This is a genomic window from Planktothrix paucivesiculata PCC 9631 (assembly GCF_900009265.2).
GTDB classification, from domain to species: Bacteria; Cyanobacteriota; Cyanobacteriia; order Cyanobacteriales; family Microcoleaceae; genus Planktothrix; species Planktothrix paucivesiculata.
The window spans coordinates 618,925-632,551 of sequence record NZ_LR735026.1 but is presented as its reverse complement, the minus strand read 5'-3'; the positions used below and the strand labels follow the sequence as shown (position 1 = coordinate 632,551).

The 13,627-nt window shown below is 41.5% G+C and carries 11 protein-coding genes and 1 pseudogene; 9 read left to right on the top strand and 3 right to left on the bottom strand.

What is annotated here, in order from left to right; genetic code table 11:
- The first annotated feature begins 286 nt into the window (after positions 1-286).
- The 5 genes from PL9631_RS23385 (at position 287) to PL9631_RS23365 (ending at position 6,827) form a co-directional block, all read left to right on the top strand.
- A complete protein-coding gene (locus PL9631_RS23385; protein WP_083624106.1) occupies positions 287-2,122 on the top strand; it encodes an NAD(P)H-quinone oxidoreductase subunit F in 1,836 nt (611 codons plus the stop codon).
- An 80-nt stretch (positions 2,123-2,202) separates the two neighbouring features.
- Complete coding sequence (locus PL9631_RS23380; protein WP_083624105.1) at positions 2,203-2,907, top strand: carbonic anhydrase; 705 nt, start codon at positions 2,203-2,205, stop codon at positions 2,905-2,907.
- 103 nt (positions 2,908-3,010) lie between these two features.
- Positions 3,011-3,724 carry a carbonic anhydrase gene (locus PL9631_RS23375; protein ID WP_083624103.1) on the top strand — a complete coding sequence of 238 codons (714 nt, stop codon included), beginning with the start codon at positions 3,011-3,013 and terminating at the stop codon, positions 3,722-3,724.
- A gap of 201 nt (positions 3,725-3,925) precedes the next feature.
- A complete protein-coding gene (locus PL9631_RS23370; protein WP_083624101.1) occupies positions 3,926-5,416 on the top strand; it encodes an NADH-quinone oxidoreductase subunit M in 1,491 nt (496 codons plus the stop codon).
- Between the two features lie 124 nt (positions 5,417-5,540).
- On the top strand, positions 5,541-6,827 hold the full coding sequence (locus PL9631_RS23365; protein WP_331281287.1) for a CO2 hydration protein: 1,287 nt from the start codon (positions 5,541-5,543) through the stop codon (positions 6,825-6,827).
- Between the two features lie 90 nt (positions 6,828-6,917).
- Here PL9631_RS23365 and PL9631_RS23360 read toward each other — a convergent pair whose 3' ends face one another.
- Positions 6,918-7,319 (bottom strand): fasciclin domain-containing protein, encoded by a 402-nt coding sequence (locus PL9631_RS23360; RefSeq protein ID WP_026794219.1) that lies wholly within the window; start codon positions 7,317-7,319, stop codon positions 6,918-6,920.
- Between the two features lie 68 nt (positions 7,320-7,387).
- Between PL9631_RS23360 and PL9631_RS23355 the strand changes: the two are divergent.
- A pseudogene (locus PL9631_RS23355) lies at positions 7,388-7,555 on the top strand (ABC transporter permease); the annotation flags it as partial.
- A gap of 89 nt (positions 7,556-7,644) precedes the next feature.
- On the top strand, positions 7,645-8,037 hold the full coding sequence (locus PL9631_RS23350) for a DUF3119 family protein (RefSeq protein ID WP_083624097.1): 393 nt from the start codon (positions 7,645-7,647) through the stop codon (positions 8,035-8,037).
- A 51-nt stretch (positions 8,038-8,088) separates the two neighbouring features.
- On the opposite strand, the gene msrP is transcribed toward PL9631_RS23350, so the two are convergent.
- Positions 8,089-9,069, bottom strand: coding sequence for a protein-methionine-sulfoxide reductase catalytic subunit MsrP (gene msrP / locus PL9631_RS23345; protein WP_083624095.1), 981 nt, complete (start codon positions 9,067-9,069; stop codon positions 8,089-8,091).
- A 145-nt stretch (positions 9,070-9,214) separates the two neighbouring features.
- On the opposite strand from msrP, the gene PL9631_RS23340 reads away from it, so the two are divergent.
- The gene (locus PL9631_RS23340) at positions 9,215-11,191 is read left to right on the top strand and encodes a serine/threonine-protein kinase (protein WP_083624094.1); all 1,977 of its coding nucleotides are present in this window, start codon (positions 9,215-9,217) and stop codon (positions 11,189-11,191) included.
- 96 nt (positions 11,192-11,287) lie between these two features.
- Entirely contained in the window at positions 11,288-12,538 is a 1,251-nt protein-coding gene (gene trpB / locus PL9631_RS23335) for a tryptophan synthase subunit beta (RefSeq protein ID WP_083624092.1), read from the top strand.
- 178 nt (positions 12,539-12,716) lie between these two features.
- Here the strand turns inward: trpB and PL9631_RS23330 are convergent, their stop codons facing one another.
- Positions 12,717-13,472 carry a uracil-DNA glycosylase family protein gene (locus PL9631_RS23330; protein ID WP_083624090.1) on the bottom strand — a complete coding sequence of 252 codons (756 nt, stop codon included), beginning with the start codon at positions 13,470-13,472 and terminating at the stop codon, positions 12,717-12,719.
- Positions 13,473-13,627: the final 155 nt, after the last annotated feature.

Sequence of the window (13,627 nt, the reverse complement as noted above, 5' to 3'; positions counted from 1 at the left end):
ATAATATAGCCCGATCAAAAGCTACTATTTTGTATTATTTATTGACTCAGTTCCTATGAAATTAACTTTTGATAAGTAAAAATTATTTAGAATATGAGAAATATTTGTTATATTGATAGGCTTGTAGGTGTGTTCATATACTAATATCTATGGTATGTTTACATTCAACAGTAAAAAATCTATATAACTTAAGCAACTCAAGGAGACTTGAACCCCCTCTAAAGCCCTAGAAATAGGGTTGGACACCGCTTTAATCTTTCTGCAAACTGATCAATAGGTCACACCAATGGCTGATTTTCTTCTGAAAACCATCTGGTGGATACCCTGCTACCCCTTAATCGGAGCTTTGTTATCTACCCTCTGGTTCCCCTCCATTACTCGACGTACTGGCCCCCGTCCGGCTGGCTATGTCAATATCATCAGTACCCTATTCGCTTTTTTCCATGGGTTATTCGCCCTAACTGCCATTTGGGGGCAGCCTCCCCAAGCCTTGATTATTCCGTGGTTTAGCGTTGTTGACCTGAACCTTTCGATTCCTTTAGAAATCTCTGTTGTCACCGTGGGTGCCACCTTAGTGATTACGGGGTTAAATCTCCTCGCCCAAATTTACGCTATCGGTTACATGGAAATGGACTGGGGCTGGGCGCGATTCTATTCCCTCTTAGCCCTATTTGAAGCGGGGTTATGTGGGTTAGTCCTGTGTAACTCCCTATTCTACAGTTACATTATCCTAGAAATTCTTACTTTAGGAACCTATTTATTGGTGGGATTATGGTTTAACCAACCGTTAGTTGTCACCGGGGCTAGAGATGCTTTTTTAACCAAACGGGTCGGAGATTTATTCCTATTAATGGGAGTGGTTGCCCTATTTCCCCTCGCGGGAACTTGGAATTTTACAGAATTAGCCCAATGGTCACAAACTGCCCAAATTGACCCCCAAGTTGCCACCCTATTAGGGTTAGCATTATTAGCGGGGCCTCTAGGAAAATGCGCCCAATTTCCTCTGCATTTGTGGTTAGATGAAGCAATGGAAGGCCCACTTCCCAGTACAATTTTACGCAATTCTGTGGTAGTTGCCTCTGGAGCTTGGGTGTTAGTCAAAATGCAGCCCGTTTTAGCCTTGTCTCCCTTTGTGATGTCAACCATGGTATTTATTGGGTTAGCAACTTCCGTAGGAGCCAGTTGTATTGCCATTGCTCAAATTGATATTAAACGCGCCCTTTCCTATTCCGTTAGTGCCTATATGGGCATCACCTTTATTGCGGTGGGAACTGGGCAAACTCAAGCGGCTCTTTCTCTATTATTAACCTATGCTTTACCCATGGCTTTATTAGTCATGACCACCGGGGGAATTATTGTTAATAGTATCACCCAAGATTTAACCCAATATGGCGGGTTGTGGTCACGGCGTCCGATATCGGGATTGTGTTTTTTAGTCGGAATGACCTCCTTAGTTGCTGTTCCTCCCTTTGGTGGTTTTTGGACAATATTAGAGTTAGCAGAAACCCTCTGGAATACTCAACCTGCTATTGCACTATGTCTGTTTTTAGTCAATGGTTTAACCGTCTTTAGTTTAACCCGAGAATTTGGGTTAATTTTTACGGGAAAACCCAAACAAATGACGACCCGCTCCCCGGAAGTTTTATGGGCAATGGTATTACCCATGACGATTTTAGCCGGATTCTGTTTACATACTCCCTTGTTATTAAAACAATGGAATTTATTACCCCAAGCAGAAACGATTAATCTAACGGTTGCAGGTTTATTAATCACCTCGACAGTTTTAGGATGGGGACTTAGTGCCGGAATTTATTGGAATAGTAATTGGCAAAAACCTGTTAAACTTCCCTCTCAAAGTCTACAAGATTTCTTTGCTTACGATTTTTACACCGCAAAACTGTATCGAGTCACAATTATTTTTGTCGTGGGGTTAATCTCTAATACTATGTATTGGATTGACCGCTATATTGTGGATGGATTTGTGAATTTAGTCGGCATAGCAACTGTGTTTAGTGGCCAAAGTTTGAAATACAATGTTTCGGGTCAAACCCAATTTTATGCTTTGACCATTATCTTGGGAGTCACCTTACTTTTAGGATTTTTTACCCTAAATTTATTTTAAAGGAGTTTCTGCTTTTAATCTATAATCCATTCAAAGGATTAATTATCTGAAGATTCAAATCAACTCAAGGTATAAAAATCATGGACAAAACTCCACAAAACTTAAACATTTCCCGTCGGAATTTATTGAAATTTGGTGCAGGAGTGGCTGGAACTGCGGCTTTAACTGCGGGGTTAGGAACAAAAATCAGTGGGTTCAAAACCCAGCCTGCGGTTGCCCAAAATAATATCACCCCCGATGAAGCGTTAAACCAACTTTTAGAAGGAAATCGACGGTTTATCGAAAATAAACGAAAAAGTCCCAATCAAACCCTGACCAGAGTTCAAGAAGTTGCCAAAGGACAAACCCCCTTTGCCGCTATTCTCAGTTGTGCAGATTCTCGAGTGCCATCGGAAATTATTTTTGATAAAGGTTTTGGCGATTTATTTGTCGTTAGAAATGCCGGAAATATTGCCACTCCTGAAGAAATTGGTAGTCTTGAATTTGGAACCTTGGTATTAGGAGCAAAAGTCCTAATGGTGATAGGTCATCAAAGTTGTGGGGCGGTTCAAGCTACTATTGCGGGCAATGCAGTTCCGGGTCAAATTGCCAGCATTTTAGATGCCATCAAACCGGCGATAAAACCTAATCAAACTTTAGAAGAATCGACCATTGCTAATGTTAAATTGGGAATTAGTCGTTTACAGGCTTCTCCAGTTATTTCCCAATTAATTAAAGACGGGAAATTAAAAATAGCAGGAGGCTACTATAACTTAGAAACCGGCATGGTAAAAGTTGTGGCTTAAAGCTACCCTCAGCAAGTTTATAATCAGGCTTATTTTGCCGTAAATCTGGGATAAACTTGCTTGAGATAGTTTTAACTCCATGGCGTTAACCAGGTAAAACAACATGAACCAAGATTACAATACAACCCGTAGACATTTATTACAATATGGTGTTTGCATTGTGGGAACAGCCTTGTTCACGGCGGGAATAACAACGAAATTTTTAGACCAAGAAAAAAAGAAAACTCTCGGAGAAACTTCTAGTTGTGAACCCAAAGAAATAACCAGGGAAGTAGCTTTGGAAAGATTAATCTTAGGAAACAAACGGTTTATGGAACATAAACAGAAACATCCTAACCAACATCAAGAACGCATCAAAGAAGTGGCCGAAGGTCAAAAACCCTTTGCAGCTATTTTGGGCTGTGCTGATTCCAGAGTAGCACCCGAGATTATTTTTGATCAAGGTTTGGGCGATATTTTTGTGGTTCGTAATGCGGGGAATGTTGTTACCGCCGAAGAAATTGGTAGTCTTGAATTTGGAGCTTTAGAATTAGGAATTAACACCATCATAATTCTGGGGCATCAAAAATGTGGAGCCGTTAAAGCCACGCTAGAAGGCAATGCTGTACCTGGTAAAATTGGCAGTATCATTGATGCAATTAAACCTGCAATTAAAGGCAAACAAACTTGGGATGAAGCGGTTATTGCTAATGTGAAACTGGAAATAAAACGCTTAAAATCTTCTCCGGTTATTTCTAAATTAATTACCGATAAAAAATTAAATGTCGTCGGCGGTTTTTATGAATTAGAGACTGGAGAAGTCAAGATAATTGCCTAAAATTTTTGTGGGAATAGAAATTTCATCCCAAAAATTACTGAGAGTGTAATCAATAATTTATATTTCCCTTATCCAAACTTTAAATATTGGGTTTTTACCGTTTTTAATCCTGGTAAGTTATGATAAATAAAGTTTGGAAACTAAATTTTTGGTTAACTTGAATATCCCTGAGATTACCCCTGATTTTAAAACCCTAAACCTATGTTGAGTGCTTTAATTATTCTTCCAGTTTTGGCAGTTTTATTAATTGGACTTTTGCCCAAACAATTGTCAGCTTCCCAAGTTCGTTCCGTTGCCTTAGCCATAACCGGCGTGATTTTAATTTGGACAGTAAAACTCGCCTTTGATTTTGATTTAACTAATCCCAATTTTCAATTGCAAGAATATTTGGCTTGGATTCCCCAATTGGGACTATCCTATAGTTTAGGAATAGATGGGTTATCCTTTCCCCTGATTGCGTTAAGCGGAGTTTTAACCTTTATTGTCATAGCCAGCAGTCACGGAAATCTGGAGCGTCCTCGCCTCTATTACGCCATGATTTTATTAGTAAATGCGGCAATTGCTGGTGCTTTTTTATCTCAAAATTTACTCCTGTTTGTTTTATTCTATGAATTGGAATTAATCCCCATTTATCTTTTAATTAGCATCTGGGGTGGTGAAAAACGCGCTTATGCGGGGATGAAATTTCTGATTTATACAGCCCTTTCTGGGATTCTAATTCTAGCCGCATTTTTAGGCATGGCGTGGTTAAGTGATGTCGGAAGTTTTGATTATTCTGCCATTCAAACCCAGAACTTTGAATTAACAACTCAGTTAATTTTGCTCACCATTTTACTATTAGGATTTGGGATCAAAATTCCCCTAGTTCCCCTGCACACTTGGTTACCCGATGCCTATGTCGAATCTTCTGCCCCCGTCACCATTTTATTAGGAGGAATTTTAGCAAAATTAGGAGCTTATGGTTTAATTCGGTTTGGTTTACAACTATTTCCTGAAGCGTGGCAAGTTATTAGCCCTACCCTGGCAACAATTGGGGTAATTAGTGTGTTATATGGAGCATTAACCGCTATTGCCCAACAGGACATTAAACGCATGGTAGCCTATAGTTCAATTGGTCACATGGGTTATATTTTAGTAGCGGCGGCGGCGGCGAATGAATTAAGCTTAATTGGGGCAATTGCTCAAATGGTTGCTCACGGTTTAATCCTGGCAATTCTGTTTCAATTAGTCGGAATTGTAGAAGAAAAAGTGGGAACCCGCGACTTAAATATTCTCAATGGTTTAATGAATCCAATTCGCGGTTTACCCTTAACCAGTTCTTTATTAATCATGGCAGGAATGGCGAGCGCTGGTATCCCTGGTTTAGTAGGATTTGTCGCCGAGTTTCCCGTCTTTCAAGGGACATTTTCCGTCTTCCCGATTCATAGTTTATTGTGTATTATTGCCTCCGGTTTAACGGCTGTTTATTTTGTGATTCTCCTTAACCGAACTTGTTTTGGTAAACTGGATAATAAATTAGCTTATTACCCGAAAGTAACCTTTTCAGAACAAGCTCCTGCACTAATTTTAGCCGCATTAATTTTTATTCTGGGTATACAACCTACTTGGTTATTTCGATGGATGGAACCCACCGCCCAAGCAATGGTTATTGCCTTAAATCAATCTGTTCCTACCCAAATCGCAATTAAATAATCAACCTCTCCAAGAAACCTGGTTTTTGCCTCAGATTTTGCCAATAAAATCAAGATTTTTTTCAGAAACCCGGTTTCTAATTCCCAACTAAAATCAACAATTAAAATCAGGAAAAATTATGACAATGGCAACTTTATCTCAAACAAAATTACCCCCCTCAACCCATGAGTTTTCCGAAATTATTCATCGTTTAGAAGCTGGGGGGGCGATGTTACCCGATACCCCAGAAAACCTCATGCAAATTATCGGGATTTATAAAGCCTATGCAGTACCCATGGATTTCTATTGGCGGGATTTACTGTATATTGCAGAACAGGTATTTTTAAATCCTTTACCCTTTTTAAAATACTTTATTCCTCAAGACTATTTAGACCTGCATAATCATTATGCTGGGGAAGATGCCGATTTAAGAATTTGGCGAGGAGAAGCAACAGCACACCCGGAATTATTAGCTTTTATAGAAAAGGGTGAAACCACAAAAATGCCAAAATTATTGCATCATTTATGGCATGACCGGGTGAATATGGAATTTGCCGAAGCCTGTATGCGAGCCATGTTTTGGCATCGAGATATGGGGGGACAATTTGATCCCTATTTAGATACGGATGAATATAAAGCAAATGCTGATAAAGCGATTAAAGCCTATTTTAAGAAAAATCCGATGATGATGGGATTATATAAACTATTCCCGGATTTATTCTTAGAACAGGTCAAAATGATGTCCTATTATAGTAATTTAGGATTATTCTGGGAAGTGATGGCGCCTGTATTTTTTGAAATGAGTGATCTCTATGATGAAGGCAAAATTACCAGTGTTCCTGAAGCGATGAATTTTCTGGTTAATGGAATTTTTGCCATTGCTGGGCGGCCTATTTATCATCATGTTTATATTGAGGGGGAATGTTATGAAATTATCCCCAAATCTAAGGGGTTTATGTGGTTATATGAGGCTGCATTACCCTACGTTGAAGCCGTGTTTTATCGGACATCTCCCTTCCGAGGAACCAAATCTTATAATGCTCAAGCGAAACAAGTTCCTAACGATCAAAATGATTTCCATTATGGGATTCTTTATGCTGATATTTTTCCCGTTGGGACAGCCGGAATTCCTCCCACATTATTAATGCAAGATATGTTACATTTCTTGCCTAATTATTTAGTTGAATATTATCAAAAACATTGTCGAGGTGAGGATGATATGTTGATTCAGTTAGCGAATAGTTTTCAACGGTCAATGTATTGTGTCACATCTGCGGTGATTCAAGCGTTACGCACGGCTTTACTCTATCCTTTAGATGATCAAAATCCTAAACATTTGATCGCAAATCGGCAATTTTTTGAAGCACAATTAGATCGATTTAAACGCCCTGAAGCACGATTAAGAGATATTCAAAACTCTGATTATCGTTAAGTTGGGTGTGGGTGTAGAATGAGTTGATTAATTTAAACTGATATTTTGGGCGAGTAGACCTCGCCCCTAGTGGTTATTTTTCCTAATCAATTAACCCATTAAAATCACGGTATCAATGACATGAATAATGCCATTATCTGCTTCAATATCGGGAGCGAGTACCGTGGCATTTTTGACCTCAAAACCATCGGAACAGTTAATGGGAATTGGTGAACCTTCTAAGGAAGTAACAGAACCCAATTTTTCTAAATCGGCTTTTGTTAGTTTCCCCGAAACCACATGAAATTTGAGAATTCTGGCTAACTGCGGTGGATTTTGAACTAAGGTTTGTACGGTTCCTGGGGGAAGTTTTGCAAACGCTTCGTCATTGGGTGCAAACACAGTAAAAGGGCCAGGACTTTTTAATGCTTCCACTAAACCTGCTGCTTGAACAGCAGCTACCAGAGTTGTAAATGAACCCGCACTTACAGCAATATCAACAATATCTGCCATGGAAAGAATTTAACCTAATTCAAAAAGAGTTTTGGTAACGATAATAGATTAATCAACTATAGGCGACTATTGCCATTATTGGAACCCCTTGGGCACTCACCACAACTGGAGGAGCAAACGGTCTCTGTCAGTCCGCAACAACCGCCGTTGTCACCGCCCTATTATCGATTTTTATTATTGATTTCTTCCTGTCTTGGATGATGTTTCCAGGTATGAGCAGCACCATCAAGGGTTAATGCTCACCTCCCGATTTCTCCCTAGGGTGTGGAGACTAATACAGCACGCACCCTTTATAATTTGGGTAATCTTGATTTAAGCATAACCAATGACAACGACCCCCACGGCCCAAACAGCTAATATTGTTGAATTACCTCCGAATTATATTATTTCGATGGTATTACTTATTAGTGCTTTCCCCCTATTTTTAATTCAAAAATGGGTGAGTTTAGCGATCGCAATTTTTGCCCTATTTCTGTTAGTACAAACTGCCCTAATTCGTCTACAATTTACTCCAACAGATTTAGACGTTTATCGTTCGGGTAAATTGCTGCGTCGGTTCCCCTATCAAGACTGGATAAACTGGGAAATTTTTTGGACTCCCGTACCAATTTTATTCTATTTTCGAGAAGTCAAAAGTATTCATTTTCTGCCGATTATTTTTGATAGAAAACTGTTAGAAACCTGTTTAAAACAACATTGTGGGCATTTGAAAAAATAATTAACAAATAGGGAATAGGGATAATTCATGAATTATCCCCACCTATGGAGATTAAGAATACAAACTAGCCACATATTCCCCATAACCGTTATAGGGTAAAGTCGGTTGCTTTTTCCAAGAAAAACTCGGCTTACTACTTACAATTCGTTCCGTGGCTTGTGACCAACGGGGATGGGGTTTACTGGGGTTAACATTCGCCTCAAAACCATATTCATCTGGGGCTAAAGTATTCCAAAAAGTTGCGGGTTTTTGTTTCAAAAATTCAATTTTAACAATGGATTTCGCCCCCTTAAATCCATATTTCCAAGGCAGCACCATCCGTAAAGGAGCACCATTTTGTTTCGGGAGGGTTTTTCCATACATTCCCACGGCAAAAAAGGCTAAATCATTTGCCATTTCTTCGATGCGTAATCCTTCAGTATAGGGCCAGGGATAACCATTCGCCCAAAATCCTGGCCCGGTGGTAATTTTAGGATCATAAAAAGAGGTAAACTGGACAAATTTAGCATCAGAATTGGGTTCAACTGCCGCCATTAATGCCCGCATGGGAAATCCCAACCAAGGCACAACCATTGCCCAGGCTTCGACACAACGAAAGCGATAAATTCGTTCTTCTAAGGGAAATTTTTTCTGAAGATCTTCTAAATCATAAGTGGTCGGATTTTTAACTAATCCTGAAACCTCAACTTTCCAATCTTCTAAAGGTAAGGCTTGGGCGGCTTGCCAAATTGATTTGGTTCCGCCATACTCATAAAAATTATTATATTTTGTGGCTACATCTTCGGCTGTAACGGGACGATTAACTTCAGCAAAATTAGGATTTTTGGTAAAATCAGGAATCTCTTGGACTAAATTATTACCTGGGTTTGCAGTTTTTGAGGTGGCTTGACATCCGGTTAAAGAAAGTGCTGATGCTGTTAACCCCGCCCCAATTAAACTTTTCATGAACCTACGACGATTCATAAAAACAGACTCGGGTGTAATCTGATTTTCGGAAATTTCCCAAGATGGAACAATACGAATTAAAGCCATGTTAAATAATAGGGAACAGGGAACAGGGAATAGGGAACAGGTAATAAACTAACAACTGATAACTGATGACTGATAACTGATGACTGAATTAACCTAAAGTTTCAGAAAGACTTATCATAGAAAAATATATTAACAAATTCTGGTTATGAGTTACTGCATCAACCCCCAATGTCAGAACCCCCAGAACCCGACCCACGCCATTACCTGTCAGAGTTGTGGGTCGGAACTGCGCCTCAAACACCGCTATCGTATGATTGGAGTTTTGGGTCAAAGCCATTGTCACCGAACCTTTTTGGCCATTGATGAGGACAAACCGACTCAACCGCGATGTGTGATTAAACAATGTCTGGATGCTCCCCGCTCTCTCCCCGAGGCGAGTGTGGAGTTTCGTCTATATACCCAAACCCTAGACCAGATTAGTCAACATCCAGCCCTTCCTGAATTATTGGCCTGTTTTGAAGACAATAGCTATAGTTATCTCGTACAAGATTATATCCCCGGACGCAATTTAGCCGAAGAACTTGAACAAGAAGGCGTTTTTTCAGAACTGCAAATTTGGGATTTACTGAGTGCCATTCTGCCCATTCTGGAGTCAATTCACCATAAAAATAGAGTTCATGGGGATATTAAACCAGAAAATATTATTCGTCGTCCCGTTTCTCATCCTAATTCGCCGATAAAAAAACAATTGGTTTTAGTCGATTTTGCTGGAGTTAATCCCCTAAAAGGTTCAGCCGAATATATTTCCCCCGAACAACTACAAGGAGAAGTTAGCCCCAAAAATGATCTCTATAGTTTAGGGGTTACTTGTTTACATCTACTGACTCAAATGAGTCCTTTTGATTTATGGAATATTAAAACTAATTCTTGGGTCTGGAAAGATTATCTAAAAACCCCCATTAGTCAACGCCTAACTCGAATTTTGAATCGACTAATTGAACGTGACCCGACTAAACGCTATGTTTCGGCGGTCGAGGTCATCCAAGATTTAAAATCCGGGCCAATTCCGGTCAAACTCCCCCAAGTTAGCCAACATCAATGGACGTTAACCGCTTTGGGGGGTGCAGCTTTAGCGATATTATCCCTATTCATGAGTTCCAGGCTTCCCCAACCCGTTTCCCAACTGTCCTCCGAACCCGTAGAACCCATTTATCAGATTCCCGATATTTCAGTTTCCCCCCCAGAGACTTTTACCCCAATTCTCCCCCAACCGAGTCCAGCAATGCGGACATTGGTACAGAATATCGGCCCGGTGTGGTCGGTGGCCGTCAGTCCCGATGGTGAATTTGTGGTTTATGGGAATACCGACGGGTCAATTCGGATTATTGATGCGGAAACTGGCGGATTAATTAATACGCTGTTGGGACATTCTCAACCCGTGGGAACCTTAGCTATCAGTGATGATGGTCGGACTTTAGTGAGTGGTAGTGGTGATCAAACGATTTTAGTTTGGGATTTATGGAATGGCCGTCAGAAAAAAATGCTCTATGGTCATCAAGGATGGGTTTATGCCGTTGCCATTAGTCCCAATGGAAAGCAGGTGGCGAGTGTGGGACGTGACCAAACCATTCGGCTGTGGGATATGTCCACCGGAAAAACCGTCAGGACGTTACCCGGGTATGGGACGGAGGTGCAGTCCCTGGCTTTTAGTGCAGATAATCAGACCCTGGTTAGTGGCGGTAGTAGCGGGATTGTGGATATTTGGAACTGGCACACAGGACAATTATTGCGGACATTTAAAGCCCATTCCGAGGCAATTTGGTCGGTGGCGATTAGTCCCGATGGTCAAAGTTTAGCCACAGGAAGTTGGGATCATTCCATTAAGTTATGGCATTTAAAAGCCTTAGAGTCGGAATATTTTAGTAATACCCCGGCGCAAATTCTTTTGGGTCATGGGGATAAGGTGCAGTCCGTTGCCTTTAGTCCCGATGGTCAAACCCTAGCTAGTGGAGATTTTGCTGGAACCGTCAAACTCTGGCAGGCAGAAAACGGAGGACTAATCGGAACCTTTAAAGGACATCGTGCTTGGGTAAATGTGGCATTCAACCCTAAAAACAATACTTTAGTGAGTGGGAGTTTTGACGATACCCTAAAGGTTTGGCAATTGTTACCGAAAAATTGAGATCGGGTGGGTTGATTCAGGTTAGTTATTCTCAACTTAATCCAGAAATGTTCGATAATTATAAAATTGTTCTTCACTAATTATTTTCTACTCGCCGTGACTACCACTCCCTTACCTCCTAACCCCAAACCCGCCACTACACAACGCCCAGACGCCCTCGGACGCTTCGGACAATTTGGTGGCAAATATGTCCCAGAGACCTTAATGCCCGCCCTGGCGGAACTGGAAACGGCCTATAACCATTATCGTCAAGATCCTGAATTCCAAGCGGAACTCCAAAGCCTGCTGCGGGATTATGTGGGACGACCCAGCCCTCTGTATTTCGCTGAACGCCTCACCCAATACTATGTTAAACCCGACGGTACAGGCCCGCAAATTTATCTAAAACGGGAAGACCTCAACCACACGGGGGCCCATAAAATTAATAATGCCCTCGGTCAAGCTCTGTTAGCCAAGAAAATGGGCAAACGGCGGATTATTGCCGAAACCGGGGCGGGTCAACACGGGGTAGCCACGGCGACGGTTTGCGCCCGCTACGGCCTAGACTGCGTGATTTATATGGGCATTCACGACATGGAACGTCAAGCCCTGAATGTGTTTAGAATGCGCCTGTTAGGGGCGGAGGTTTGCCCGGTGGAAGCGGGAACCGGAACCCTGAAGGATGCCACTTCTGAAGCGATCCGCGACTGGGTAACTAATGTGGAAACTACCCATTATATTCTCGGTTCCGTTGCGGGGCCACACCCCTATCCGATGATGGTGCGGGACTTTCATCACGTGATCGGGGTGGAAACTCGCGCCCAAAGTTCAGAAAAATGGGGTGGTTTACCCGATATTTTGTTAGCTTGTATCGGAGGCGGATCTAACGCCATGGGGCTGTTTAATGAGTTTGTTAATGAAACCTCTGTGCGTCTGATCGGGGTTGAAGCCGCCGGGTCAGGGGTGGAAACGGGGAAACACGCCGCTACCCTCACCCATGGCCGGGTGGGAGTGTTACACGGGGCGATGAGTTATCTATTACAAGATGATGATGGCCAAATCATGGAGGCCCATTCGATTAGTGCGGGTTTAGATTATCCGGGTGTTGGCCCAGAACACAGTTATTTAAAGGATTTGGGTCGGGCAGAATATTATAGTGTGACTGACCAACAAGCGTTGGATGCGTTTCAACGGTTATCCCGTTTAGAAGGAATTATTCCCGCCTTGGAAACCGCCCATGCGATCGCCTATTTAGAAACCCTTTGCCCACAATTAGAAGGCAGTCCTCGAATTATTTTAAATTGTTCAGGGCGGGGGGATAAAGATGTACAAACCGTGCAAAAATTCCTGAATCATCCTAACAGTTAAATTCAGCAATAAAAGCAAAATTGTTTGTAGGATGGGTGACATTAGAACGTTATTTATTTCAGTGATAAAACAGCCCGACGTTGCCCATCACCCGCCACAAACAATTCTGAATTCTAACCGATAACCTTTTAACTCGGTGTGCATGGATATTGTTCGACTGCCCGCATCTGTGCCTACATTATTGGTTCTGTCGCAAAGCAGCACGTAGCCTTTCAAGTTCATCGTTTTGTAAACACTTAGCAAAAGAACGCTCACCTCGCGCATTTGGATGGGGAAGAAAGGTAAACAATCTTTGATTCCCCCCTATTTCAATCGATTCAGATAGCAATTTTTCTGGGGGAATTTCAAATTCCCTTTGAATCACTTGTCTTGCACGTGCTCCTAAGACGACTATCACTCTTGCTTTTGCTAGTTCTAAAATTCTTCTCAAATAGGTTTGTACACATTGCTCTTGCGCTTGTTCCACACCGCTTTCGTTACGAGATTTACAATGCACAATTTCTGTTAGCGCATAATCGAATCCTGGAATCACATCCCGTTGAAGAAGTTCAATCGCACGTTGCCTAACTGCTGCCCAAAATTGAGTCGCGCGACTATAGGTTCCATCTGTTCGCAACGATTTTGTCCCATCCAGAATCCAGGTTTTATCTCCTCCTCCAAAACGATGATTAAAATAATCATGGACTTCTCTCGATGACCAATCCCAAGTAGGATACACCTCATCACCACCAATGGATGGATTGGAACTGAGAAAGAGAATGGGTGCTTTCTCTATTTGCCCACTCCACGGTTCAGGAACTTGGAATTTTTGTAAGCTGAGGGTATTTTGATACTCAACAATTGCACGACAAGGGTTTTCAGCAGAAGAATCCCCTAGGCATTGTTGTGCATGGGAGCAATTAACAATTTCATCTAGGAGAGTTTTGTCGGTCATTTTCAATAGATAAATCAGTTATGAACCTAGAGGAGATTTATCAGTCGATTGTTACATTGAACTTCATAAGCTTTTACCAGCAAGGGATTGATGGCTACTCACAGTGTACCTTGTGACTGTTCAACTCCAAAAAGAATCTTAATATCGCCCGTCAG